This is a genomic window from Microcoleus sp. PH2017_35_SFW_U_B (assembly GCF_020737865.1).
Taxonomy (GTDB): domain Bacteria; phylum Cyanobacteriota; class Cyanobacteriia; order Cyanobacteriales; family Microcoleaceae; genus Microcoleus.
In genome coordinates, this window is the sequence record NZ_JAEQDE010000106.1 from 1 (window position 1) to 26,142 (window position 26,142).

Here is a 26,142-nt window from a genome sequence, read left to right on the forward strand (position 1 = left end):
ACGTACCCTTCTACCGCGAGTGTCGAGGAGCTAGGCTAGCAAAACTCATCTTTACACCCGCCAAGGATTAGAAGTCATAAATAGATAGGACATACCCCCTTTAATCAGGGGTATTTTTTTGACTAGAATCCCTCTAGAAGCTGCGGGCTTACAAGTAAGCTACCTCAACGGCTGTAATGACGCAAATACGTTAAGTAAATAGAAAGTGTCTAGAAAACAGAGGTATAATGGCTGGAAGGGTAGCGAGATGGTAAGTCTAGAGGGCATCTCGCTGTCCTTTGAGAAACACTTCCTCGTAACTGCCGGTGCGCCCGCCGATGATGTCGCGAATACCCGCGAAGAAATCTCGCAGGGCGTTTGTGCCGTAGACAACCTCGGCAGTTACAATTCCCAAGTAAGATTGAATTTCTGCTCCTTGGATGATATCAGTTGTTGTTACAATCATCAGTTGGCCTCAAGTGCGAAAATTTTGAGTTGGTCGATTTCTGTAGGTTTACTACATCTCCCCGCTCAAAGATTCCAGGCAAACCCTAAGCTGTAAGCTTGTTAAGCTGACACCAATTCGCTCTTTTAATCCACACACTCTTTGAAAAAAATGGCCGTCCACAAACAAAGTCTCTTGGTATTCAGTACACTTTTGGTAGCGGGATTCGCGATCGCAACGCCGCAGATAGCGCTCTCAGCAGACACACCAGAGGAAGTTCAACCTAAAAATAATGCAAATTTAGATAGTCTGCTGCGGCAAGGACGCGAGTTGGTAGATTTAGGAGACTACAGTAAGGCGATCGCCATTTATCAACAAGCAGCCCGTTTAGATGCGGAAAACCCGCGCATTTTTTCCGGTATTGCCTATCTACAAGCGCGTCAGGGTAACTATCAAGCCTCAGTGGAATTTTACCAACAGGCGATCGGTCTGGAACCCAAAAATGCTGACTTTCAATACGCCTTAGGATATGCTATGGCGAACCTGCAAAACTATCCCGCAGCAGCAGCAGCTTACCGTCGCGCCGCTGTGCTCGATCGCAAAAATGTCAACGCCCGAATTGGACTCGGAGTGGTGCTGTTTCAGCAAAAAGATTACAGCGGTGCATTTAAAGCATACCAAGAGGCGATCGCCCTCGATCCCAAAAATTGGCAAGCTTATTCTTCATTGGGTTTAGTATTGATCCAGCAGGGAAACTTTGCCAGTGCTGTCACCGTGCTCAAACAAGCAGCCAAACTCGCTCCCAAACAAGCCAGCATTCAGTTAAAATTAGGTACTGCTTTGCTGCGTAGCGGCAACACTTCCGAAGGGCTAGCAGCTTTTGAAGAAGCGTCAAAACTAGAGCCGCGGAATCCCGAAGTACAGTTAGAAATTGGCGAACTTCTCAGAGCTCAAAACGACTTAGAAGGAGCGATTATAGCTTACAAGCGAGCGATTGACGTGCGACCGAATCTAGTGAGCGCATACGTTGCAATCGGGGAAATTCAACTAGAAAAACAAGATTTTTCAGGAGCAATTATCACTTTTCGGCGAGTGATCCAGCTCGATCCAGCCCGAGGAGAAGCTTATTACAACATGGGTCAAGCATTCAAAGCGCGCGATCGCAAATCCGACGCAATTCAAGCTTTTCAACAAGCCCTAGACACTTACCGCCAGCAAGGCAACAATGATGGCGCACAAAAAGCCGAGGCGGCGCTCAATGAACTAAAGTAATTAGTCAGTTGATAGTTGATAGTTGATAGTGTTTCTGATGGGTCAGAATCAACAATCCCCGATCGCGCGATACTCAGAAACCGGGTTTCTTCGGAAAATCTCGTGAAGAGGCGTAAATTCTCAGAGAAACCCGGTTTCTTGGACGCTTGCGCGTGGAACTCAGAAACCGGGTTTCTTGGATGCACGTAGGTTCTTTCTATTCTTCAAAGGTTAAATGCTGGATTAATTTATCGCTAGTTAAATCTTCTAAAAAGTAACGATAAGCATCTGCTGACTGAAATTGCGATCGCACTCGATCTATTTTAGGCAAACTACCCTGGCGCAAATCAATATATAGCCTTTCTCAAAAAGATGAGGTATGGCTGACAGCTTACATAACCGCTGAAATCAAGAGGGCCCAAGCCCAACAACGTCCGCGAATCTTTGTAAAAACCGCTATATTCTTGATAGCTAGAAAACTCCCAAGCCTCGGCTTTTTTAACTATATTAGTAGCACAAACTGGATTTAAGTGAATATAACGAGTTAGGTGTAATAAATACTCTTCTGTATCTACATGAAACATGAAACATGAACAATATCTGTTTGTCTATCAATATTCACCGCGCCACTCCTCTCGCCCCTACGCAGAATCATCGCATCAGAGCAAGAAGTCTGTTAATGCCATTCAAAAGTAACGAAAAATACAAAGGGACAAAATCCTACTCGCTGCCATTTGTAACTTTTAGGCTGTCTGGCAGTTGTGGCATTTCCTCATACTACCAGACAGGATAGAATGCTCGTTATTAGTGAGCGATGTAGGTAGGCAGAAAGTGAAGTATGTCGCGCAGAACGCTATATCCAGCCATGTCCCAAAGCAAATAAGCTAAGAAACCGATCATCGCTAAGCGACCGTTCCAAAGTTCTGCTTGTGGGTTTAACCCAAACAAAAAGGCGTTCCGATCTTTGCCGTTGTAGGCATTAGCGGTAGGAGGTAAGTTAGTAGGGCGAGTTTCCATTTTTTTACATTCCTTAACAATGTTTCGCTTATCATGGTAGCGACCTAATTTCTAGTTTGCTATCTGTCGATAGGTGCAAAATACATACAAGTCTAAAGGAGGATTTTGAGACAAAAATGACGTGTTAAATTTTGTTAAAAACCATTTTTTCAGCGATCGCCTGTATCGGTAGATACTAAAGACAACTGCAAGTTGAGATGGCTGCTGTGAAAAGCTTGCGAAGCCCTGCTGCGACAAACAACGGCCGTTGTGACTCGACAATACTGAAGTCGCGAGAAGCTACAGGAAAAAAAAATAGTCAATTTCAACCGCAAAACAGAACACGATCGCCCTTAACTTAACTAAAATAGGAACAAAGACAGAGCGCGAGGGAGAAACAGTTATCGAAACCATCTACGGCAATCTTCAGGGTCTCAAATCCAGCCAACTCAAACAACTCGAAAAGCTTTACCACCAAAGACTACCGGGCGATCGCATCACCACGGCAGAATTCGCACAGCGCGTCGCCGCCATCAGTACCGAAATCGACAAGCCAATCTGCACCTACATCAACCGTCGCGGACAAGTAATTCGCGTCGGCGTCGGTACGCCCCGCCAAACCCAGATTGCACCCCTAGAATTGCCCCGCTACGGGGGAGGTCGCCTCAGTGGCATTCGCTGCATCGCCACCCACTTGAAGCCCGAAATCCCTAGCGAAGCAGCCATCACCGCCATGGCAATTCAGCGCCTCGATGCCCTGGTTTGGCTGACTCTAAGCGGCGGAGGATTTCAGCGCCGCGGCGGCGGTGCGGCCGGTTACATCCAAGACACTTATCTGGTTCACCTGATACCCCAGGGAGACCGACCAAATTTTGAGTTCTCTGTGTTGAGCGCTAAGTTAGAACCAGCTTCAACTAAAACAGAGGAAATAGAAGAGCCTTTAATTCAAAACTCACCAATCAAAACTCAAAACTTTCCCTGGAAAATATCAGAACCACTGAGTTTGGACGACCTCGCAGACCAAGACTTTCTGGAGTTGGTGGAAGGACTCGAAGCAGATTTTCAAGCAGAATTTGTCGCCAAACAAGTAGATGCAGACCAAGACAAAGTGCTGCTGGTTGGTGTGATGACTCAGCACATGACTCTGCTGGATTTTGAGGACGGACTCGCAGAAATCACGCGGCTGGTGGAAAGCGCCGGAGGTCAGGTATTGCAAACAGTGCGTCAAAAGCGATCGAACCCCCACCCGCAGACAGTCGTCGGCGAAGGCAAAATTCAAGAAATTTCCCTCACCGCTCAAACGATTAGCGCTAACCTCGTGGTATTCGATCGCGACTTGTCCCCCGCACAAATACGCAACTTGGAAATTCAGATTGGTATTCGTGTCGTCGATCGCACGGAGGTAATTCTCGACATCTTCGCCCAAAGAGCGCGATCGAGCGAAGGTAAATTGCAAGTAGAACTCGCTCAACTACAGTACAGCCTGCCCCGCCTGACAGGTCGCGGTCAAGCAATGTCGAGACAAGGCGGCGGTATCGGTACCAGAGGCCCCGGGGAAACTAAACTCGAAACCGAACGCCGGACGATCGCCAAACGCATTTCAAGATTGCAGCAAGAAGTAAATCAACTCCTAGCCCACCGCTTCCGGCTGCGGCAGAACCGGCACCACATGGACGTACCCTCAGTCGCGATCGTCGGCTACACCAATGCAGGTAAATCGACTCTGCTCAACCTGCTCACAAATTCCGAGGTCTACGCAGCCGACCAATTATTTGCCACCCTCGACCCCACCACCCGAAAGCTGACGATTCCTGGCGCCCTCACCGGAGAACCGCTGTCGATCGTCCTCACAGATACAGTGGGCTTTATTCGCGAACTTCCCCTCTCATTGATCGACGCTTTTCGGGCTACCCTCGAAGAAGTTACAGATGCCGATGCTTTGCTGCACCTTGTCGATCTTTCGCATCCCGCGTGGCAGAGCCAAATTCGCTCCGTCATGAATATTTTGACAGATATGCCCGTAACTCCCGGGCCTGCCCTTGTAGTATTTAACAAAATCGATGCCGTAGATGGAGATACTCTTGCTCTCGCCCGAGAAGAGTTTCCTCAAGCCGTATTTATTTCGGCCGCCAAAGGTCTCGGCATGGAAAGCCTGCGCGATCGACTAGCCCAGCTCATTCAATACGCCCTCTACCCTCGGTAAATACTTAAATATTCCTTTTCAGTAGTTGACATTCGGGAATACACGTACATATACTGAGGACAGATCTCGTCGAAGCATGAGACTATAAAAGAATAGTCAGATTGTGGATTGCTAATTAGAATACAGCAGATATAGTTTGCGATCGGTTACATACTTAACTTCAGGAGGCGGCGCTCAAGGTTGATTAACAGTAAGACTTTTTCGGACATTTGCACGGACGATCGCTTACATTTGTCATAGGTCTTCGTATCATATAGAGTCAGTAACTCTAGGCTCAAGCCACTGAGCTTGTTAGAGAGATCGAGCAAGCTGTACTGACGGGCCTCAGACCTTCGAGGTCTACGTTATTTGGGTCACGACACCCTGTGGATGCGAAGCTAGTCCCTTGCTCTGTCGAAGCGTGGTTAAACAGTTCTAAAGTCACGCTTTACACTGCTGCTAGCCGGAAAAAGCCCTTATAACTTTGGCGAAGCTAACATTACCCGAAAGGGATTTGGAGACAACCATATCGACCTAGAGCGGCAACCATACCCCTCTAACCCCGCAAGGGGATTCAAGGCGGTTGAAACCGCGCCCGTCGTTTCCCTCTCAGGACTAAAGTCTCGCTCGTTTCCCACTTACCGAGCTATTTTATGAATTTACCCACTCAGATGTAGGTGAAAAACCTTGGTAGTACGCAACCGCTATATAAATAAGTTGCCTCTACAGTATCAAAGCAAATAATCAGATTGGCTAATAGCGCTAAGCGATAACCAAGCTGAACGCAAGAATATAAGTGCTTGTAGAAATTTTTACGGGCATAGGTTGATAGGCCTTGGTTGAGATCCGATCTCAACTTATGTATTTGTTAGCAAATGTTAGCAAAAAAGTATCGGTAAAAACTCTCTTTTAATAGCTGTAAGGGCTGTTAGCTCAGAGGTTGCCAGACGGTGCAAACCACCCTAGGCGACTAGGGTCAAATAAAATAAGACGACCAAAGTGTTTGGGCGATCGCCTCAAGCGCTATACTATCTTTTACAGGCGTCCGGGAGAGAAAACATCAATTTATGGTAAGAACTCTAAAATCTATGCCCGCCGTGCAGCGCTAATCTCTAGCACTACTTCTATTCTCCGATTTTACCACTGTTTAACTAAATAGTTATGTGTACGCCACTGGCAAAACTAGCAATTGGACTCTCTGCCACAATGGCAACAGGGTTCTACTATCTAGCTGCCGCCCCTCCGGCTTCAGCAGCAGTCGATGTGTGCGGGCCCGGAAACTATTCAAGTGCCTGCGTCCCTGATAATTCCCTCAGCCCTCAATCACCAACACCCGTACCAGTCGAAGTACCGACATCACCTGCACCCGTGCGAGACGCGGTACCGGAAGCGCTGGTAGATCCAGCACCGATACCGATCGTACAACCTGTAGTGCCGGAAGTGCCGGTAGTCCAATCACCAGGCCCTATAATAGTAGAGCCCGCAGTACCGGAACCACCGGTAGCCTCACCACCACCATCAACCCCGATACCGATATTACCCACGCCGGTCATACCACCGGTCATACCACCGGTATCACCATCGCCATCGCCAGTTCCGCCGATACAGGTGCCATCGCCGATATTGCCAAACTACATAAACCCCCCCGTCATTAGAAGAACAACTATCCCAGAACCCGGTACTGTGGTAGCACTCCTGCTGACAGGCGCAGGAATCATCTGTTCCACCAGAAAACGAAACAAGCAGGTCGGTCAGCAACGGTAAGCAGGCCCAAGCTGCTGCTTGTTTTCAACATCTCTCCGTTTCTTGAAGCGCGAGTGTTTTTTTGTTTTTAGGTGAAATCATAAAAAATGTATAGATAATTACCTTACCAGAAATAATTGGTTGAAAGCCGTAACCCCGATCGGGAGAAATGAAAATCAGACTATTCATTACTCCAATCCTCTTCCTTCTAAGTAGAGGTCGCTCTTAAACTGTCAAGCGGTCAACTGTCAACTGTCCCAGGTCAACTGTTGAAAGCTTGCAGGGTGCACTTGGAGCAGAAGGAAGAAGAGTTTAGCGCTCGAACGCCCTGAAGTCAAAAGCAAGAGATCCCATGGGGAAGTACAACGCGAAAAGTTCGCAACCGTCGGGCGGGGTTGCTATATATAAAAATTAAAATAAGATTAGTTAAGCAATACTTCGGACAGTTTTAGATCTAGTCGAGCCTCCGAAACCCTTACTGACTATATGCTGGACTATTTTTTCAATGTTTAAGTTCAGCCCTAAGTTTCAGAAAATGCGTAAAAAATGGCAGGGCTTACTCGCTCTCGGCTTACACGGCCGTTAAAAAACTGTCCGAAGTATTGTTAAGATTACAATAAAAAATATTGTTATTGTGTGAGCGTCCGATGACACCTAAAGTAGAAATTTACACTTGGAGAACCTGCCCGTTTTGCATTCGTGCTAAAGCACTGCTGAAGCAAAAAGGGGTTGAATTTACAGAGTACGCGATCGACGGAGATGGAGCAGCACGCGATCGCATGACCGATCGAGCCAACGGAGGCCGCAGCCTCCCCCAGATATTCATTAACGACCAACACATAGGCGGCTGCGACGAAATGCACGCACTAGATGCTCAAGGCCTACTAGATCCGTTGCTAGCAAAATAAGGCATTTCCCGTTGCATTTTGAATTTGCCTAAATTTTCATTCGACCAATTTTTAATTGTAACTGACCATGAAATTTGCATTCATCATCGATCCGCTCGATCGACTAATTCCAGGACATGATACCAGCGTAGCGCTGATGGAGGCAGCTCAAGAATTGGGTCACGAAGTGTGGGCGACTCAAGCCAACGAATTAAGCATCATCGGCGGCAAAACCTGGGCAATGTTGACTAGAGTAGCCCTCACCCCAGTCAAACAAGTAGAAGGGCGCTGGGAGGCGGCTGAGGCTTGGTATCAGGTGGAACAGCCTGCATTGGGCCCACTCGAAGCAATGGACGCAGTATTTATGCGTACCGATCCCCCAGTCAACGTTCCCTACCTTTACACGACTTATCTTCTAGACGGCATCGATCCCGCTAAAACTTTGGTAGTTAACAGTCCCAAAGGATTGCGAGCGGCTAATGAAAAGATGTATGCTTTGCAATTTGAGGGAGCGATCCCCGAAACAATTGTTTCTCAAAACAAGCAGGTAATTCGCCAATTTGTGGAGAAAAAGGGAGCGGCAGTTCTTAAACCATTGGGAGGCAAAGCTGGCGAGGGGATTTTGTTCTTGGAACCGGGCGATCGCAATCTCAACTCCATGGTTGAAATTAGCACTCAACAAGGCAAAATTCCAGTGATGGTGCAGACTTATCTGCCCGAAGCAAAAGACGGAGATAAACGAATCATCCTCTTGAACGGCAAGCCCATCGGCGCAGTCAATCGCATTCCCACCGGCAATGAATTCCGAGGCAACATGGCTGTCGGTGGCCGAGTCGCAAAAACAGAAATTACCGATCGCGAACATCAAATTTGCGCTCAGTTAGCACCTGTGCTGCAACGAGACGGACTGTACTTTGTCGGCATTGATATCATTGGCGGTTATCTCACCGAAGTTAATGTCACCAGCCCTACAGGAATCAGAGAAATCGATTTGTTTGATGAGGTGAGTTTGGGCAAACAAGTAATTGAATGGACTGTCTCGCAGGTAGGAACTAGACGCTAAAATCTAATAACCCAGAATTACTCATCGGTCAATTATTTTTTTTGAAAAATAACAAAAAAAATCGCCTTTTTTTTAGGGTAAAAAGCTTGACTTTGAGAATTTGAAGAGGTATCATGTAATAATGGGAGTGGTGACAAAATTTAAATTTAAGTCACCACTCCCATTATTAAATAATAATATCCCGATCGTCCCAAAAAATCAATAGGTAATAGCTACTTTTTTAGGACAAATTTTTTAACAAAATCACAAAAAACTCAGTGTATTCAACAATATTGTCAGAAGTTCATATCTGGGCCAGCTTGTCTAGGAGCAGAAAACATTGCACTCCGAAGCTTTCCTATCTTAAAATTATCTGCGTTAATCTGCCTTCAATCTGCGGTTGACTTCTCAATCAAAGACTGAATCCCCAATCCCAATCCCCAATTATTAAATCATGTCAAAAATTGGCGTTGCAGTAGTCGGTACAGGTTTCGGTCAAAAAGTGCACCTGCCCGGATTCGAGACCCACCACCGGACAGAGGTTGTGGCTGTCTATCACCGAAATTTAGACTCATCTCAGGCGATCGCCACCGCCCACAACATCCCCTACGCTTGCAACTCGATCGCAGATATAGTAGCGATCCCAGAAGTAGCGGGCGTCAGCATTTCCACGCCGCCATTTTTGCATTTTGAAATGGCAAAAACAGTCCTAGAAGCAGGCAAACATTTATTATTAGAAAAACCGACAGCCCTGACAGCTAATGAAGCCCGGGAACTTTACCGATTAGCGAATCGCGAATCTCAAACCCAAGCAATTGCCACCATGGACTTTGAGTTTAGGTTCATTCCCGCATGGCAAATGCTAGCAGAATTATTAGCAGCAGGATATGTAGGAGAAAAGCGTTTAATTAAAATTGATTGGTTGGTGCCCGGCCGCGCTGATGCTACTCGCCCTTGGAATTGGTACGCACAAAAAGAGCGAGGCGGCGGAGTTTTGGGCGCGACAGGTTCCCACGTTTTTGATTATATTAGCTGGCTGTTCGGCCCCGTGCAGAGGCTTTCTGGGCAATTGATTACAGGAATTTCGGCGCGGCCCGATCCGAACGATTCGGGAAATTTAAAACCTGTTGATGCCGATGATTCTTGTACGTTGATGTTGGAATTGGCCGGGGGAACGCCTTGTCAAGTTTGTTTGAGTTCGGTTACTTATCAAGGGCGGGGACATTGGGTCGAAATTTACGGCAGTCAGGGTACTTTGGTTTTGGGAAGCGACAATCAGCAGGATTACGTCCACGGATTTCGCTTGTGGGGTTCCCAAGCTGGAGAACCTTTAGCTGAAATTAAGATTCCTCAGAGATTGGAGTTTCCTCAAGTTTATCCAGACGGGAGAATTGCACCGTTTATTCGAGTAGTAGACAGGTGGGTTGAAGCAATTGATGCGGGGAAATCTTTGATACCGTCGCTCAAAGAAGGAGTTTACTCGCAGTTGTTGATGGATTTGACCCAGGAGTCAAATGCTACGGGAACTTGGGTGGATGTACCGAATTTAGATAAATTTTTGGGCGGTAGATAAGATTAAAAATTTACCTGAAAGAATTGGTTTAAAGCCGGAACCCTTGTAGGGAGAAATTAAAAGAAGGCTATTGATTACTCCAATCCTCGGACTTCCAGGTAGAGGTCGCCCTCAAACAGTCAACTGTCAACTGTCAACTGAATGAAAAAGCAATGTCGCCCACTCGATCGCACCCCAAACCCGATAAACTACTAATAGAGAAACTCGATCAATCCCTATATCCAGATTCGGTAGTTGTGAATGGCGCGCCCTGAAAGTCCTTGCCTCAGTATAGCGATCGCTCGCCTGAGAACCGCTGGGGCAAACCATTTTGCCACTTGGGTTCTACAAGCTCCCTATCCCAGCGGGTACGTTCACCACGACTGTATGTGGCCGCTGGCCCTGTCCCAATCTTGGAAAGCTTGGCAGGAAATGTTTTCCCCGTCAGGGACAATTCACGAATTGCCCCTAAATCCTGATGGCAGTTTCGTCTCGCCGGAAAACAACCAGAATCTACTGACAGAAACTGAAAAACGAACTGCTCAATCCCTACAAATCCCTCCTATTATCCGCTCTGTGCCGCTCCACCTCAGTCAAGGGGGGTTGGTGGAGAGGGGCGAGCAGAATCCGCTACCGCCACCTCCTAGCTACAGCAGTCGCCTGATGCAGCATTTGGGGATCGATCTTTGGCAGTGGCTGTTTGAAGGGCCGATTCAGGGCAGTCTCCAGGAAAGTAAAGGTATCGCGATCGGGCAAAATCTACCCCTGCGAGTCCGCATAGACTTGCGCGAACCGTATTTGATTGCCCTACCTTGGGAAATTATGCAGCCTCAAGCCGGTCAACCGGCTATTTCTCTGTCGCAGCAACTGCTTTTCAGCCGCACTACCAGCAATGTTGAGCCTTTACCGCCCCTGCGTCCTGCCGATTCCCTCAGCATTTTGCTCGTTTTGGGACAAGCAGAACCTGGCCGCGGTGCTAATTCTGAATTTTCCAGGGGCAATAATCGTCATTTGCAGTTGGAAGCAGAAGCAGTCGCCCTAGCTGGGGTTCTGGAAAATGCTTTTCAAACCGACGACAGCGGTAAATATTTCGACATCAGCGTTCCGACTCGCGTCGATACTCTGATCGAACCTACTCCGGCGGAACTAATTTCTCGGCTGGAAACTCAAGCTTATAACATTCTGTTTTACGCCGGCCACGGGATACCTGGCCCTGACGGTGGCTTACTGTTTTTGGGGCCGGACACGGCGATTAACGGTACTGAATTGGCTCAGGTTTTGGTTCGATGCCGCGTGACGCTGGCAGTGTTTAATGCCTGCTGGGGAGCTCAGCCGGCGGTGGAGAGGCTGCATTCAAATAACGGCCAGCAACAGGCGATCGCCCGCAGCAGTTTGGCTGAGGTGCTGATCCATCACGGGGTGCCGGCGGTGTTGGGGATGCGGGACTCGATCGCCGATCGCGAGGCCCTGAGTTTTATCCAAACTTTTGCCCAAGCTTTGGCAGGACGAATGTCGATCGATCGCGCCGTCGCCGTCGCCAGACAGCAGCTACTGACACTGTACAAGTTCAATCAACCGGCTTGGACGTTGCCCGTACTGTATATGCACCCAGAGTTTGACGGTCAACTGACTGAACCGGTAGATGACCTGAAAACTGAATTGCCTTTGAATTCTTCTACTTGGCTGGGACGTTTGCCGTCTTGTGCTTACTTGCGGGGGCGCGATCGACCAAATGTCAAATCTAGCGAATCTGGCAATCAGGTTTGGCCCATTACTGCTGGTATGGTTCGAGTCGGACGCTGGGAAGAAAACGACGTAGTGATTCGAGAACAGTGGGTTTCTCAAAAACACGCGGAGATTTTCTGTCGCAACAGCATCGGCGATCGCGGGGGCGAACCTAGCTACTTCCTGCGCGATTTTTCCCGCTACGGGACTCTAGTTTTGGGTACAGACGGATGGGTGAGAGTTCACCACCAAGAACTGCTGCTGCAATCGGGTACTCAGCTAAAATTTGGCAGTTCTCAAGGTCAGATTTTTGAGTTCACTATTGAGGTTCCAAAAACTTCGGGCTACAGTGAGACTGATTGCGGAACTAATTAAGGTGCGGGTGTAGCTAATGAAGGCAATCGGCGATCGGGACACCAAAGTTCTCGACGCCCGTGTCTCAAGTCTGAAGTTAAAACAGTTACTCACCACTGGCAACTAGCACTTGGCAGAGTCCACCTTCTGTATTTTACTTGAACTACTTAGGTATTACATCATGGCTACCCAATCTCCTGATTCTCAATATTTTCGCGACTCACAAACTCAGGCGCAGATGGAACTTCTCACCACAATAGTTCAGACTGATGTTGCTTATCCTTGGAATCCCGCACAGCTTGAATCAGAATCTTATTTAACCGATCTAGAGCAAGAATTTGCCCTGTTTGATTCCTTCAGCGACAGCGATATAGCGGAGAAGTCGCAAGTTTTATTCGGACAACTAGAACAAATTTGGCTGGCGACTTCTCTACAAAAGTCTTTGCGCGAAAAATTTGCTCGGGTTCCTCAAGATTTTCTAGCCTGCATCGCTCAAAGCGTCCAAAACGCAACTGTTAAGTATCAATCTTTAGCTGACCAAATGGTTGAGTGCGTGTTAGATATTTTGCCTCAGTGGGCTGAGGAAGATTTGCAGGTGTTGGCGCGTCCTTTGGCTTATGCGATGCGAGAGGCTGATTCGTCCGCAGTGGAAGTGGTGATGGAGACTAGAAGACCTTGGGCCCAATTGTCGGAAATAGAACAGGCGAGAGTTGGTTTGGCTGTCGCCCGCTATGCAATCTCGCAATTAGAAATTTCTGATTAGTTTTTGACGGCTAGTTTTTTAGGCTGCGATCGCGGTAATTTTTTAAATTAATATAAAATCAATCTACCTTTAGTTAGATGTCACATTCGTCTAATTATTAGCCCCTAGGGATTGCTATCTCAAACGATAGCAATCCTATTTGATTTGTAGACATGATATTTTTTGGTTGAAATAACTGCAAAAAGTCGAAGAAGGCTGGCAGTAAACAGGAAAAACCATCAGAAATGGGGCAAAAAATTTGGTTTATAGGGCAATACGGTTTACTTAACACTATTTATGCGCCGGAGATCCCCCTCGCATCCCCCTTAAAAAGGGGAGTAGGGGTTGACTTTGAGAGCATTCTTGTCCCACCCCCTACTCCCCTTTTTTAACGGGGGTTAGGGGCGATCTGTCTTAAGTGAACAGTATTGGTTTATAGGGAGGCACGTTTGTAGTGTGAACTTTAGTCCGCAGAATTTTATGAGCACGTGCATTCCGAAAATCCAACCAGGTTTGTAGTTGTGCGATCGCACACAATCTCAAGAAGCTCTTGCTATACTTTGCCTGGACTGGATATTGCTGAGCAGTTTGCCACTAAGCAGCGAGTGAACTATCATCGGAACCTCCGAGAAACCCCGTCGCTTTTAGCGCGGGGAGGGATAGGAGGCGAGTGAGGAGTCTCACCCCAACCGAAACCGACAATCGTTAGGTATCGGTAGGGAGAGGTGAGCGACGAATGAGCAATAAATCTATGCATGGCAAAAATAACTTGTTGTTGGTTAACTTTCGCTATATAATGGTGATATCAGCGAAAGCAATGTTTATGTACTCTACTCAGAAAAACCAACTACGCGACCTTGACAAAGCCGAATTCTTGGCGCTCAGAGAGTTGTGCAGGCTGAGTAAGAACCTCTACAATGTGGGTCTTTACACCGTTCGCCAATACTTTTTTGAAGAACGTAAACACTTGCGCTATGAGTCGGCTGTGCGATCTGTGCAAAGAGAATGAGAACTACCAAGCCCTCAATACAGACATTGCACAGCAAACATTGAAGGTGGTAGATCGAACCTTTAACAGCTTTTTTGGACTGATTAATGCGGTTAAATCTGGCACTTATCAACAGAAGGTAAGACTTCCTCACTACCAGCCCAAAGATGGGTATTTCGTGTTAATAATCCCTCGGATTAAAGTCAAAGATGGAAAGTTTAAAGTACCGATGTCCTATGCTTTTAAAAAGGAATTTGGAGATATAGTAATTAACTTTCCACAACGACTCGACCCCGCTCAGCTCAAAGAGGTTCGGATTCACCCTAAATACGATGCTCGATTCTTCGAGGTTGAGTATATCTCTAAAAGGGCAAATGAACCCTCCGAAACGATTGCTGGTAGTTCTCTGGCGATCGATCTTGGATTGGACAATCTGGCAACTTGTGTTGACACCAATGGGGCATCCTTTATTGTGGATGGTCGCAAACTTAAATCTATTAACCAGTGGTTCAACAAGGAAAATGCTAGACTGCAATCTATCAAAGATCGACAGAAGATAGAAAAACTGACCGAGCGTCAGGCTCGGCTGTATATCAATCGTAGCAACCAAATCAGGGATTACCTGAATAAAGCTGCAAGACTCATAATCGACCATTGCGTTAATACTAAAATTGAATGCTTGATTGTCGGATTCAACCTTGGGATGAAGCAAGATATCAATCTTGGTCGTCGCACCAATCAAAACTTTGTCCAGATTCCCTTTTATACCCTGAGAAATAAACTTAGAACTCTCTGTGAGCGATATGGGTTGAAATACAAGGAGCAGGAAGAATCTTACACATCTAAATCCAGTTTGTTGGATGGCGATGAGTTGCCCCTCTACAATGCCGATCGGCCAGCTACTTACCAGTTTTCGGGTAAGCGAGTTAAGCGTGGATTGTATCGGAGTAAAGAAGGACATTTGATTAATGCTGACGCACAAGGCGCGGCCAATATCGGACGTAAAAGTAAGCAGAATGGTTTTACCGGACTGTCTAGAGGCTGCGAGAGCCCAGCCGTTACGAATGAAAGTCTACTGAGGCTTGATTTTCTTAAGAATCCCCGTCCGTTTTACGGCGGGGAGTGTCAAAAAATTGTCAGAATGTTAAAAAATGTAAATATCGTCAGTGGGGTGTGTCGGAATTTTCAACGGGATTAAAAAGTGAACAGCAGGAAACCTTGACAGTTGCAGATACGATCGGGAATTGCAAATTTTATGAGAAATTCAAGATGTGACCTTCAAGACTTGAAACGCCGCTTTTTTAGGTGGATTTCGCACGTACAGATGGCAACGCTAGTCGTGTTGGGGGTAGTTGCTTTCGCAGGTGCGATCGCCGCAGCCTGGTTTAGCGGTGAAGGTACAGTCAGCGGTATTTTTGCCACAATCAATACTTGGCAGCAAAACCCGCCTGTGTGGCTGCAAGTACCTGCTGCGAGCAAGATGTATTTGTTAGTGCCGACTTTCGCCCTCGTCTCGGTTGCTTTAGCTACCATTAAAATTTCGCCTCAACCACAGAAATGGTCGCGGGCTGTGGTAGTTGGCATAGTTTTGGCTTTAACCATTCGCTACGTTTTGTGGCGATCGCTAGTTACCCTAAATTTAAGCGATCCCCTCAACGGTATCTTTAGTTTGGGACTGTTTTTCCTAGAAATGCTGATGGTTGTCAGCAGCAGCATTCAAATGTATTTAATGCTGAGTATGAAAGACAGGCATCGAGAAGCCGATCGCATGGCTGTTGCAGTTGCAGAGGGAAACTTTGCCCCGTCCGCAGACATTTTCATCCCAACTTACAACGAACCAATTTTTATTTTGAGGCGCACAGTCATCGGCTGTCAAGCTTTAGATTATCCTAACAAACAAGTATATTTGCTTGACGATACAAAGCGCCCTGAAATCCAATTGCTAGCCAAAGAACTGGGATGCAAGTATATAACTAGACCAGATAACAGTCACGCCAAAGCTGGTAACATCAACCACGCCACAAGCCTAACAAATGGAGAACTCATTGTAGTTTTTGATGCCGACTTCATTCCCACTAAAAACTTTTTAACAAGAACAGTTGGCTTTTTTCAAAATCCAGAAATCGCCCTCGTGCAAACACCGCAAAGCTTTTACAACCACGATCCCATTGCCCGAAATTTAGGTTTAGAAAATGTGCTGGTGCCAGAAGAAGAAGTATTTTACAGGCAAATTGAAATCATCAAAGATAGTGCAGATAGCGTAGTTTGTGCTGGCACGTCTTTTGTAATGAGGCGCAGCGCGCTACAAACAGTGGGAGGCTTTGTCACAAATTCAATCTGCGAAGATTATTTTACCGGAATTCGGTTGTCAGCCACCGGGTATCGTTTAGTTTACTTAGATGAAAAATTGAGTGCTGGTTTGGCGGCTGAAAATATAGAAGCCCATCTAACTCAAAGATTGCGCTGGGCGCGAGGCACCCTTCAGGCATTTTTTATTGATTCCAATCCTTTAACGATTCGCGGTCTCAGATTCGTACAAAGGCTGTGTCACCTGGAAGGATTGCTGCACTGGTTTACCAGTTTAAGCAGGATTGTGTTTCTGTTGATGCCTTTAGCTTATGCGTTTCTTGGGGTACTTCCTTTGCGGACAAATGCGCGGGAATTGGTCTACTTTTTCCTGCCTTACTATTTGGTGCAAGTTACTGTGTTTTCTTGGCTGAACCGCAAATCGCGATCGGCTTTGCTATCAGATGTTTACTCGTTCGTCCAGTGTATTCCTTTGGCGGTGACGGTGGTGAGTGCCATGCTCAATCCCTTTCAGAAAGGGTTTAATGTGACGCCAAAAGGAATTGCGACCGATCGCTTTAGTTTTAACTGGAATTTGGGATGGCCTTTGATTTTATTGTTCGCAGCTACAGCATTCGGTTTGTTCCATAATTTAAACATTCATTTAGTTAAAAATATGGGCAGTTGGCAGGGAATATCAGCAAGTGCTGATTCGTTAAAAGGTGTGAGTGCGGGCTGGATTTGGAGCGCTTACAACCTGCTGATGCTGGGAATTGCGCTGCTAATTTTGGTGGATATTCCTAAGCCGGATATATACGAATGGTTCAATTTGCACAGGGTGGTGCAGTTGAATGTGGGCGGTCAAAGTTTTTGGGGAATAACTACTGTAATTTCAGAAAGTGGCGCTGAAGTTGCTCTGACTGAACGGCCGAGTTTTGCGGTCAAAGGTAAAGGGAGCAAACAGAGTTTTACCGCAGCAGAGATGTTACCCAAATATGCCGCTGAGACAAGTTTATCGCAGGGTAAAATCAGAGCGATAGCTCGCAGCGTAGCAGTCAAAGCGAGGATATCCGTAGCGCCGCCTGTGATGGAGTTGGACACCGAAGCTCGTTTTGGCAACTGTTTGATTGATTGCGACTCGGCGACTCTGGAAATTATGGAAGAGAAATGTTTGATTCCTGTGGCTAAGATTGAGTTGGTTAGCGAGAAATCTCACTTGGAGTCGAATTTTCGGGATGCAGCAGGGTGCAGTGTTGCGGAATTTCCGACTGTGCGAATTGCGTTCGATCGCCTAAACATGAGCCAACACCGCTGTTTGATCGAAATGCTGTACTGTCGCCCCGGCCAGTGGAAGCGCCAGGAAACGCCCGGAGAATGGCACTCGCTGTGGCTGTTGTTGAGAATTGCTTTGAAACCGAGGGCTATTTTTGAGAGAAACAGGCCGGTTAGGGCGATCGCAGTTTCCCAAGTTTAAAACTCATATCAAATCCGGTAGCATGGGAATTAATATTACCATAAATCAGGACACGGCATTGCCGTGTTCCTATTCCGATCAATTGTCTAAAAAAGACATTCAGATATCCTATCTATTATTTTTCCACAGTCAAAATTGATTGACAGAATATAAATGTTTTGATAACATAAATTTAGTTATATTTGTAAAATTTTGCGAACCTATGAAACTCAACTCGTCTTTGTTTTGTAAAGCGGTTTTAGTGACAAATTTACTCCTGGCATCTGTCACTACTTTCGGTATCGTTGCTCAAGCCCAGACAAGTAGCTCCACTAAAAATTATAAAGGTGTATGTAGTTTTTACGGACAAAATCAACGACAGGCACAAACAATCGGCTGCTCAGTCAAGCAGAGTCTCACCCAAATTACAATTACCTGGGAGGATGGATTCATAACTAATGTGGTGTCTTCAGAAGACGGTGTTTGGCAATCAATGCCATCTCGCTCGCTCGCCGGAGTTACATTTTATGCCGGTAGTGGACAAGTCTCTAGAGTTGAAATTTACGAAGGCCCTGGTAAAGGTATTCTTGTTGTCAATCCTCTTTGAAGAAAGACCAAAACAACCCCATTTCTTTTATTATGAAACAGGCTTTCCGGCCTATTCATAAAAGGTAAAGATCTCATAAACCGGATATCGGCACAAATTCATAACCGTAACTGGTGCGATTTCCCGGTTTAACAATTACTAATTGAACTGCTCGATTGCGATCGCCCGAAGGTAAAAAGCGAATCGGCCCCGATGCTCCTGTTGCCGAAAAATCTGACGCAGATAAAGCTTGTTGAATGCCTGTGCGAGTCGGATTGCGCCCTAATCCGACAATTAGCGCGATCGCCGCATCGTAAGCTAAAGCTGTGCGCCAACTGACTTCAGCATTCCAAAGTTGTTTCGAGGTTTGGGGAAAGTTTGACTGCGGATCTGCGAGAATGTGCCAAGGAACTGCTAACACCATATCTGTGGCTCCTGCGCCACCAATTTGCAGTGTTTTAGCACTATAAGCGCCGTCTCCTGCTAGTAATGGCAGCCGTTTGGCGTTGACTTGCACTACTTGCAAAGCTTGGTCGATAGTCGCCGAATTGGACGCTAACATCATGACTTCTGCTCCCTGGGCGATCGCACTTTTAACGCTTTCGGCAGCATTAAAATTCCCCTTAGCAAAGTCAAATTCCGATACGATTTGTCCGCCATCTCCGTAAACAGCAGTAGTAAATTCATCTTTTAAAGATTTGCTGTAACTGCTGGCAGAATTAAAAAATATAGCAACTTTTTGCTTTGGCAATTTTGTCAGCATATAGCGGGAAAGAGCATTCGCCGCAAATCGATCGCTCGGAACTGTCCGAAATATATTGCTGCCAACTCCTGAAAGCTGCACAGAGGTACTTGTCGGAGAAATTGCTACTAATTGATTTTGCTGGTAAATCTTGCTCGCTGCTAGGGTGGTGTCCGAACCAAAATGCCCGATTACTCCTAAAATTTCTGAGTTATTGGCGATCGCACTGGCAATTTGCGAGGCAATCTCTGGGTTGTTGTCGTCGTTAGCAATTAGCACTTTTAAGGGAGTCCCGTTAATGCCGCCCTTTTGGTTGATTTCATTTTGAGCTTGAGCGACTCCCCGCAGAATTTCTTGAGCAGCATTGATATCGGTGCCAATGGGAACCGCTGCGGCAATTGTGTAGGATTTTTGATTGCCGATACGGGCGTTGTTGAGGTAAATTAGTGCTTCGGGATCGTTGCGATTGGTTTGCAGTGAAGCTTGTAAGTCTGAAATAGCCGCGTTGTATTTGCCAGATGCGATCGCCTCTACTGCTGATTCTTTAGTTGTTGTTGCTTTTTCAGAAATTAACAGTTTTTTTCCGGCACTCAGACGCTGCTGAATTTGCTGCTCTGACTGCGATGAATTCCCCGTCGGGGGCTTAGAAAACGTCTGATTTTCGGGTGATAAACCTCCAGGAATGCCGCCGCGGCTTGTCAGCCACCAAATACCTGCACCGGCTAGCCCGATCGTAATTAGGAGTGATAATACCAAAACAGCGGTTTCGTTTTTTTGGGACATGGCTGCACAATTTTAGATTTTAAGTTTTAGATTCAGTCATTAGTGCGAGCGTCCCCGCTCGCGAACGTTATTAGTGCGAGCGTCCCCGCTCGCGAACGTTATTAGTGCGAGCGTCCCCGCTCGCGAACGTTATTAGTGTGCGAGCGTCCCCGCTCGCGAACGTTATTAGTCATCAGGAAGAAGGAAGAGGGAAGAAGGCTATAACGGCTATAACGGTTACGCGATCGGGTAAAAAGAAGGAAGAGGGAAGGAAGAGGGAAAAGGCAGGAGGCAGAAAAACCAATCTAATTATATTTTGACATTTTTTTAATAATCTTAGATAGTCATAGAGGCACGGGTACCGAGCAACGCGGTTTGATGGACGAAAATACATAGGTTGCAGCCAGCCGAAATAGTAAAAAAACTAAGGTGATGAGGCCTTGTCCGTGCGATCGCCAACGGCTATGATTATTTAACCAGAATCCATCGAAAAATACCAAAAACCAGGCTGAGGGTTTTCTGCTGTATCCACTGTGACTTTCAAAAAGTGTGAGGAGCTAAACACTTTTGAATGCTGGATATCACACTTTTTTATTAACAAGCTATTTCTTAATTATATCTTTATTTTTTAACAAAAACCCGACAGTGCGGGAGTTGTCAACCATCACGGATGGTGCTGAAAGATTAAAGTTTTTTGAAGTTTAGCAAAAATCCTGAAATCTTTTGTAATATAAACAGGAAAGTTGAAAAAAATCTAAAGACAAACTAATTGCATAAAAGTGTCGCTAAGGTAGTAAAGATGACGGTTTCTTAGAGAAAAAGAGTGTTAAGCTCGGCTAAGATCAGCCCAAGCAAAACCGCAATATTTAATTAAGCTCGATCGATAACAAAGGCTAAGGTAAAGTTCATGGCAAACTCAGTTTTAAAGGGGCCAAACGCAGCAGCAGGAGTGCAGTGGCAGCCAAAAGATATTATCCGCGGCCTAGTGTGGAAAATTGCGATCGCAACCTGGCTGTTAATGGCAGTAGGCAGCGCCACGCGCGTCATGAATGCGGGGCTCGCTTGCCCGGACTGGCCGCTGTGCTACGGTCAATTAATACCCGCAGCGCAAATGAATTTGCAGGTATTTCTGGAGTGGTTTCACCGTTTGGATGCAGCAGCAATTGGCTTAAGCGCGATCGCCCTTTTAGCACTTTCTGTCTTCTACCGCAGCCGCCTGCCGACTTGGCTGCCCCTCGCCAGCGCCGGCGCAGTATTTTTAATAGTTTTTCAAGGCATATTGGGCGGCCTCACCGTGACGCAACTGCTGCGATTTGACATCGTTACCGCTCACTTGGGAACGGCTTTACTGTTTTTTTGCGCCCTGCTAGCGATCGGTTTTATGCTGACTCCTTACGAAGCTACAGGCAATACAGGCAAATTAGCATGGGTAAGTTCGATCGCAGCACTGCTAGTTTATCTCCAAAGTCTGCTAGGAGCATTAGTCGGCTCTAGATGGGCGCTGCATCAATGTTTTGGTTCCTCAGAATTGTGTTCGGTAATGAACAGCCACATCGCCGGCATCGTACCAGCTACCGCAGCAACTTTAGCAGTAGCAGTCATGGCTTGGCGGCAACCAGCACTCCATTCAAACTTGCGAAAATTAGGGAATTTAGCGAGTCTTTGTCTGATTGCTCAATTAGTTTTGGGATTGGCAACTTTCCGGCTGCACCTTCAGGTAGAACCGCTGACAGTCGCCCACCAAGCAGTCGGCGCAGCATTGCTGGGAACCCTGCTAGCTTTTAGTGTTTTGTCGTGGCGCGATCGGGTTTTATCAGCTTGAAAGTCAGATCGTGTCCGGTAGCATCGTTGTTCTATGATGCAAAATCTTGTAGGGGCGGGTTCACCATTATTCTCGATAAAAGCCAACAGTTTCATAAACCCGCCCCGCCCATACAAGCATGAATCAACCGGACATGATAGACAAGGCAGATTTATCTATTCCTTGAGCAACAGGTGCCTGATTTATCCCTCGGTGGGGGCGGGTTTATCAATCTTTTCACCTACAACAAATATCTCTTGTAAACCCGCCCCTTGTATCTACGAAGCAATGACAACTGACAACTAACAAGTAACAACTAACAATTAATAACCGATGCAAGAAGTTCTTACAAACAATAGCCCTCGCCTCCACGAAAACTTTTCGCAAGTGGTGAAAAGTTACTACCAACTTACAAAACCGAGAATTATTTTACTGCTGCTAATCACCACATCAGCCGGAATGTGGATGGCCGCCAAAGGAGAAGTCGATCCGCTATTACTGGTATCAACTATTACCGGAGGCGCTTTAGCTTCCGCGTCGGCGAATACGATTAATTGCGTCTACGACAGCGACATTGACTATATCATGGAGCGCACGCGGTGGCGGCCGATTCCTTCCGGGCGTGTCAAGAAACGGGATGCTTTGATATTTGCGATCGCCCTAGCGACAATCTCCTTTACATTACTGACAGTTGTCGCCAACTTATTAGCAGCCTTGCTAGCAATGTCCGGCATCGTTTTCTACGTCCTAATTTACACCCACTGGCTGAAGCGCCACAGCGTGCAAAACATCGTCATCGGTGGTGCAGCAGGGGCGATTCCCCCGCTAGTTGGCTGGGCTGCGGTGACGGGAGATTTGAGTTGGGGTGCGTGGCTGCTGTTTGGGATTATCTTCCTGTGGACACCGCCGCATTTTTGGGCGTTAGCAATGATGATTCGCGACGAATACAAGGAAGTAGGCGTGCCGATGTTGCCGGTAATTGAGGGCGATGAAGAGACAGCCCGCCAAATTTGGATTTACACGTTATTGATGCTTCCTGCAACTTTGCTGTTTGTTTATCCGCTGAATTTGGCGGGCCCGGTGTATGCGGGAACAGCTATTTTCCTCGGTGCGATTTTTGCCCAAAAGGCTTGGTTGCTGTTGCAGACTCCAGAAGATAAGAAGGTTGCGCGATCGCTCTTTAAATACTCTATTCTGTATCTGATGCTATTGTGCGCTGGAATCGTGGTTGATAGTTTGCCTGCGACTCACAACTTTACTACTGCTGTTGTCCACAATGTGCACACTTTAATTAGTGCCGTGGTGATGTAGTAATAAGTTAAATTGCCATTATTAAAATGAAGCCCGCATCTTGCGGGTTTTGTTTATGGTAAAATGGCGGTAGTCATACTCCCATCTGCGTTCATCAGCGTTAATTTGCTTTGATCTGCGGTAAAAAAAGAACGCTCGAAAATCGCTACAATTAAGCTATTAAATTTGCCTGCAATACTATGATTGCCATCCCCTCTGGATTTAGCCCCGAAGAGTACCTTTCCCTGGAACATGACAATACAGTCCGCCATGAATATCGGCGCGGTTTAGTCTACGCAATGGCGGGTGGTAGCGACGATCATAGCCGTCTCGCGATTAATTTTTTAACGGCTATTAATTTTCACCTGCGTGATGGGGAATGTCAGTTTTTTTCCGGTAATGTGAAGGTGAATTATGCGGATGAGTTTTTCTATTATCCCGATGCCTTTGTGACGTGCGATCCGCGCGATCGGAGCGATCGCTATGTGAAGCGCTATCCTAAGTTGATTGCTGAGGTGCTGTCTCCTTCGACGGGAAAATTCGATCGCACTGATAAGTTTGAGGATTATCGACTGTTGGAATCGTTGGAAGAGTATGTTTTAATCGCGCAGGATGAGATGCGAGTAGAGTGTCGCCGTCGAGTGAAAGATGGGGCTGGGGAACGTTGGGAAACGGTGGTTTATGGTGCGGGCGATTTAGTGATGTTACAGAGTATTGAGCTTGAAGTTGCGATCGCAGAATTATATCGCGGTGTGAGTTTTGGACGATAAATAAAGTAAACTATAGACAAAGGTTTCAAATTTGAAAGTTTTGAAGAAATATGCTAAATATAAAATTAAAAGTGGAGGAAAGTTTTGATGACTGAGAATGCCGTGAAAGTAGATATCTCATTTCAATCACTGCTGGAAGCTATTTCGTCACTGGGAGTTGCTGAAAGATACAAGATATGGGAATTTTTGGAAGCTGAATTATTCCCGAATGAGGACGATTCTCCCGAAGACATTGCTGAAATTGAAAATGAAAACTTTCCACTACTCACGGAGTTGGGCATTCCGTTGGCAGCAGAGTGCAAGGCGTTATAATTAAAAATGCAAAATGCAAAATTCCAAATGGAAGCTACAGAGGAATCGGGAGTATGAGGAGATATGCAAATTGTTTGGACAAAACACGCCCAGGAACGTCAGCTACAATGGGAAGAGCGATTGAAAATTACCAGGGAAGAGGTTGAGGCGGCCCTAACCAATCCTCAACAGATTATCGTGGAAGATGATGTCTTGGTGGCTCAAATTAAACGAGGCAACGGTCTTCTTAGAGTACCCTTTGTTGAAATTGGCAAAACCAGACGAATCTTAACTCTGTACTGGACAAATCAAGTTAAGCGATATTGGCAGGAGAATACCGATGAAAGTTAAATACGATGCAGAAGCAGACATTCTGATTTTTATCTTCCGTGATGCGTTTCCAGCCAATGCTATCTCTGAACCTGGAGGCGTGATTGTCAGTTATGACGAAAATGATGAACCAGTTAGCATCGAATTTCTCAATGCCTCCAAACGTCAACTGTTGAATCCTCAAGAGCTCATGCTAACGATCGCAACTTAGTTGATGCACTTTGTCGAGGTGGCACAGCAATATTGTCAGCTTTCTTGATTTAGCTATTTTTCAAGTATTTACCCAAAAACTCTAACTGGTTCACCATTTCCTCTGCTGTCTTATTAGCAGTTAGTTCCATAATGGCTCTGACTTGCTCACCAACAGAATAGTCTTGCGATATCAGCGCAATGCCAGCATGAGATTCCTCTCCGATCAGAAACTCAGTATGTAACTGACAGAAGTCTCCAATATTGTGACTGTACAGCACTCTGTTTTGAGTGGTAGCTAGCCGAAGTTGTTCTTCGTCGATTAATCCTTCTGTTTGAGTTTCATTGACGGTGGTTACATCGACTTGACGCGATCGTAATGCCCGTAGAAGAGACTGATCTTGGGAATCTTCATCTAGGTAAATCTTAATCTCACTCATGCTTCTTTACCAAAGTTGGTGTACAAAGCTTCTAGGCGCTTGGCTTCTGCTGCTTGATGGATTAAATCAGTTTCAATTTCTGCGGTGTTGGCATGATAGTAGGTGAGTGCGGCGTAGACTTCGGCGAGGGTGAGATGAGAAATGCGATCGCAAATCTCTTCAGCATTCAATCCTCGCTTGTACCAGGTGACAATCCGGCGAACGGTAACGCCCTTACCGAGGATGTGGGGACATCCACCATGCAATCCGGGAGTGCGTGTAATGAGTGTACCAATGTCAATAGATACTGCTGTGGTCATAAACTATGGAAGTTTGAAGGGACTGATCTCTATTACAGCATGGCGATCGCAGAATTATATGGCAACGTGAATTTCGATCGATAAATAAAGTAAGCTAGAGAGACAGGTTTTAAACAAAATCATGACTGAACTCCTTCAACAGGCGATCGCCCAAATCCAAAAACTTCCACCCGATCAGCAAGATGCGATCGCGGCTCGGTTTTTGGCAGAGTTGCAGGACGAGCAAAAATGGGAAACTCGTTTTGCTGACACGACAGACGATCAATGGGATCAGATGGCTGCAATGGTACGTCAAGAAATTGCGGGAGGAGAAACGGTTCCACTTGATGAGGTTTTTCCAACACAAAAATGAAATCAAGTGTTACAAGGTCATTTCGCACGCGGCTAGAGAGTCTTCCTGCATCAGTTCAGGAACAAGCCGATAAAGCTTATGCCCTTTGGCAGGATGATCCTTATCATCCAAGTCTTCAGTTCAAGCGAGTCAGTCAGAAGCAACCGATTTATTCTGCTCGTGTCAGTATCAATTATCGTGTTTTAGGTTTATTGGAAGCCGATCGTATTTACTGGTACTGGATTGGTGCACACGACGAATACGATGAATTACTGAAACGGTTGTAGTTTAAGGCGATCGAATTCGTCAACCCCCGTTACTGTAGATAGCGATCGCAGAATTATATCGCGGTGTGAGTTTGGCGCGATAAATGAAGTAAGCTAGAGACAAAGATTTCAAACAATTTTAACCAATGCCAGCATCCGTTGCTTATCTGTTTGACAGAATCACGGTGAATCCAAGATCAATGTGGCGATCGTCCCTGCATCCGGGGAATGCGGATTCGAGTCATCGATATCCTAGAGTTGCTAGCTGCGGGTTTGAGTTTTGAGCAAATCCTCGAAGAATTGCCAGACTTGGAACTTGACGATATTAAAGCTGCGCTATTGTATGCAGTCCGCAAACTCGACCATCCCGTTTTAGCCGCATGACTATTTGGTTGAATGCTTATCGATCGCCAGCCATTG

25 protein-coding genes and 2 pseudogenes are annotated in these 26,142 nt (G+C 46.2%); 20 read left to right on the plus strand and 7 right to left on the minus strand.

Annotation, left to right across the window (positions count from 1 at the left end):
- Positions 1 to 259 precede the first annotated feature (259 nt).
- Positions 260 to 445: pseudogene (locus JGK36_RS27075) on the minus strand (heavy metal-binding domain-containing protein); the annotation flags it as partial.
- 150 nt (positions 446 to 595) lie between these two features.
- On the opposite strand from JGK36_RS27075, the gene JGK36_RS27080 reads away from it, so the two are divergent.
- A complete protein-coding gene (locus tag JGK36_RS27080; protein ID WP_293193293.1) occupies positions 596 to 1,696 on the plus strand; it encodes a tetratricopeptide repeat protein in 1,101 nt (366 codons plus the stop codon).
- Between the two features lie 326 nt (positions 1,697 to 2,022).
- On the opposite strand, the gene JGK36_RS27085 is transcribed toward JGK36_RS27080, so the two are convergent.
- On the minus strand, positions 2,023 to 2,259 hold the full coding sequence (locus JGK36_RS27085) for a hypothetical protein (protein WP_293185835.1): 237 nt from the start codon (positions 2,257 to 2,259) through the stop codon (positions 2,023 to 2,025).
- Positions 2,260 to 2,479: 220 nt separating this feature from the next.
- A complete protein-coding gene (locus JGK36_RS27090) occupies positions 2,480 to 2,692 on the minus strand; it encodes a chlorophyll a/b-binding protein (RefSeq protein WP_293147923.1) in 213 nt (70 codons plus the stop codon).
- A 535-nt stretch (positions 2,693 to 3,227) separates the two neighbouring features.
- Here JGK36_RS27090 and hflX point away from each other — a divergent pair.
- Both hflX and JGK36_RS27100 read left to right on the plus strand, forming a co-directional pair.
- On the plus strand, positions 3,228 to 4,874 hold the full coding sequence (gene hflX / locus JGK36_RS27095) for a GTPase HflX (RefSeq protein ID WP_363319279.1): 1,647 nt from the start codon (positions 3,228 to 3,230) through the stop codon (positions 4,872 to 4,874).
- 1,140 nt (positions 4,875 to 6,014) lie between these two features.
- Positions 6,015 to 6,617 (plus strand): PEP-CTERM sorting domain-containing protein, encoded by a 603-nt coding sequence (locus JGK36_RS27100; RefSeq protein WP_293185837.1) that lies wholly within the window; start codon positions 6,015 to 6,017, stop codon positions 6,615 to 6,617.
- Between the two features lie 24 nt (positions 6,618 to 6,641).
- Here the strand turns inward: JGK36_RS27100 and JGK36_RS27105 are convergent, their stop codons facing one another.
- On the minus strand, positions 6,642 to 6,785 hold the full coding sequence (locus tag JGK36_RS27105; protein ID WP_293185838.1) for a hypothetical protein: 144 nt from the start codon (positions 6,783 to 6,785) through the stop codon (positions 6,642 to 6,644).
- Positions 6,786 to 7,243: 458 nt separating this feature from the next.
- On the opposite strand from JGK36_RS27105, the gene grxC reads away from it, so the two are divergent.
- The 8 genes from grxC (at position 7,244) to JGK36_RS27145 (ending at position 18,232) form a co-directional block, all read left to right on the plus strand.
- The gene (gene grxC, locus JGK36_RS27110) at positions 7,244 to 7,504 is read left to right on the plus strand and encodes a glutaredoxin 3 (RefSeq protein ID WP_293185839.1); all 261 of its coding nucleotides are present in this window, start codon (positions 7,244 to 7,246) and stop codon (positions 7,502 to 7,504) included.
- Positions 7,505 to 7,571: 67 nt separating this feature from the next.
- Complete coding sequence (gene gshB, locus JGK36_RS27115; RefSeq protein ID WP_293185840.1) at positions 7,572 to 8,546, plus strand: glutathione synthase; 975 nt, start codon at positions 7,572 to 7,574, stop codon at positions 8,544 to 8,546.
- 433 nt (positions 8,547 to 8,979) lie between these two features.
- Positions 8,980 to 10,098: a Gfo/Idh/MocA family oxidoreductase gene (locus JGK36_RS27120; protein WP_293185842.1), complete on the plus strand. Its 1,119-nt coding sequence runs from the start codon at positions 8,980 to 8,982 to the stop codon at positions 10,096 to 10,098.
- A 240-nt stretch (positions 10,099 to 10,338) separates the two neighbouring features.
- Positions 10,339 to 12,177 (plus strand): CHAT domain-containing protein, encoded by a 1,839-nt coding sequence (locus JGK36_RS27125; RefSeq protein WP_293185844.1) that lies wholly within the window; start codon positions 10,339 to 10,341, stop codon positions 12,175 to 12,177.
- Between the two features lie 160 nt (positions 12,178 to 12,337).
- On the plus strand, positions 12,338 to 12,919 hold the full coding sequence (locus JGK36_RS27130) for a hypothetical protein (protein WP_293147937.1): 582 nt from the start codon (positions 12,338 to 12,340) through the stop codon (positions 12,917 to 12,919).
- Between the two features lie 929 nt (positions 12,920 to 13,848).
- Entirely contained in the window at positions 13,849 to 15,084 is a 1,236-nt protein-coding gene (locus tag JGK36_RS27135) for a transposase (protein ID WP_293185846.1), read from the plus strand.
- Positions 15,085 to 15,141: 57 nt separating this feature from the next.
- The gene (locus JGK36_RS27140) at positions 15,142 to 17,646 is read left to right on the plus strand and encodes a glycosyltransferase (RefSeq protein WP_293185848.1); all 2,505 of its coding nucleotides are present in this window, start codon (positions 15,142 to 15,144) and stop codon (positions 17,644 to 17,646) included.
- Positions 17,647 to 17,785: 139 nt separating this feature from the next.
- A complete protein-coding gene (locus JGK36_RS27145) occupies positions 17,786 to 18,232 on the plus strand; it encodes a hypothetical protein (RefSeq protein WP_293198642.1) in 447 nt (148 codons plus the stop codon).
- A gap of 73 nt (positions 18,233 to 18,305) precedes the next feature.
- Here the strand turns inward: JGK36_RS27145 and JGK36_RS27150 are convergent, their stop codons facing one another.
- Positions 18,306 to 19,736, minus strand: coding sequence for an ABC transporter substrate-binding protein (locus tag JGK36_RS27150; RefSeq protein ID WP_293198645.1), 1,431 nt, complete (start codon positions 19,734 to 19,736; stop codon positions 18,306 to 18,308).
- A gap of 886 nt (positions 19,737 to 20,622) precedes the next feature.
- On the opposite strand from JGK36_RS27150, the gene JGK36_RS27155 reads away from it, so the two are divergent.
- The 6 genes from JGK36_RS27155 (at position 20,623) to JGK36_RS27180 (ending at position 24,408) form a co-directional block, all read left to right on the plus strand.
- A complete protein-coding gene (locus JGK36_RS27155; RefSeq protein WP_293193298.1) occupies positions 20,623 to 21,537 on the plus strand; it encodes a heme A synthase in 915 nt (304 codons plus the stop codon).
- Positions 21,538 to 21,849: 312 nt separating this feature from the next.
- Entirely contained in the window at positions 21,850 to 22,827 is a 978-nt protein-coding gene (locus JGK36_RS27160) for a heme o synthase (protein WP_293198648.1), read from the plus strand.
- A 179-nt stretch (positions 22,828 to 23,006) separates the two neighbouring features.
- Positions 23,007 to 23,576 (plus strand): Uma2 family endonuclease, encoded by a 570-nt coding sequence (locus JGK36_RS27165; RefSeq protein WP_293198650.1) that lies wholly within the window; start codon positions 23,007 to 23,009, stop codon positions 23,574 to 23,576.
- Between the two features lie 87 nt (positions 23,577 to 23,663).
- A complete protein-coding gene (locus JGK36_RS27170; RefSeq protein WP_293185859.1) occupies positions 23,664 to 23,888 on the plus strand; it encodes a hypothetical protein in 225 nt (74 codons plus the stop codon).
- Positions 23,889 to 23,951: 63 nt separating this feature from the next.
- Positions 23,952 to 24,218 carry a DUF4258 domain-containing protein gene (locus JGK36_RS27175; RefSeq protein WP_265235442.1) on the plus strand — a complete coding sequence of 89 codons (267 nt, stop codon included), beginning with the start codon at positions 23,952 to 23,954 and terminating at the stop codon, positions 24,216 to 24,218.
- The gene (locus tag JGK36_RS27180; protein WP_293185861.1) at positions 24,208 to 24,408 is read left to right on the plus strand and encodes a DUF2283 domain-containing protein; all 201 of its coding nucleotides are present in this window, start codon (positions 24,208 to 24,210) and stop codon (positions 24,406 to 24,408) included. Before JGK36_RS27175 ends, JGK36_RS27180 begins: the two co-directional genes overlap by 11 nt.
- 49 nt (positions 24,409 to 24,457) lie before the next feature.
- Here JGK36_RS27180 and JGK36_RS27185 read toward each other — a convergent pair whose 3' ends face one another.
- A complete protein-coding gene (locus JGK36_RS27185) occupies positions 24,458 to 24,826 on the minus strand; it encodes a DUF5615 family PIN-like protein (protein ID WP_293185863.1) in 369 nt (122 codons plus the stop codon).
- Positions 24,823 to 25,125: a DUF433 domain-containing protein gene (locus tag JGK36_RS27190; RefSeq protein ID WP_293185864.1), complete on the minus strand. Its 303-nt coding sequence runs from the start codon at positions 25,123 to 25,125 to the stop codon at positions 24,823 to 24,825. Before JGK36_RS27190 ends, JGK36_RS27185 begins: the two co-directional genes overlap by 4 nt.
- 121 nt (positions 25,126 to 25,246) lie before the next feature.
- Between JGK36_RS27190 and JGK36_RS27195 the strand changes: the two genes are divergently transcribed.
- The 3 genes and pseudogenes from JGK36_RS27195 (at position 25,247) to JGK36_RS27205 (ending at position 26,106) form a co-directional block, all read left to right on the plus strand.
- A complete protein-coding gene (locus JGK36_RS27195) occupies positions 25,247 to 25,477 on the plus strand; it encodes a hypothetical protein (RefSeq protein WP_293185865.1) in 231 nt (76 codons plus the stop codon).
- Positions 25,474 to 25,743 (plus strand): hypothetical protein, encoded by a 270-nt coding sequence (locus tag JGK36_RS27200; RefSeq protein WP_293185866.1) that lies wholly within the window; start codon positions 25,474 to 25,476, stop codon positions 25,741 to 25,743. The genes JGK36_RS27195 and JGK36_RS27200 overlap by 4 nt, the downstream gene beginning before the upstream one ends.
- Positions 25,744 to 25,868: 125 nt before the next feature.
- A pseudogene (locus JGK36_RS27205) lies at positions 25,869 to 26,106 on the plus strand (DUF433 domain-containing protein).
- Positions 26,107 to 26,142 lie beyond the last annotated feature (36 nt).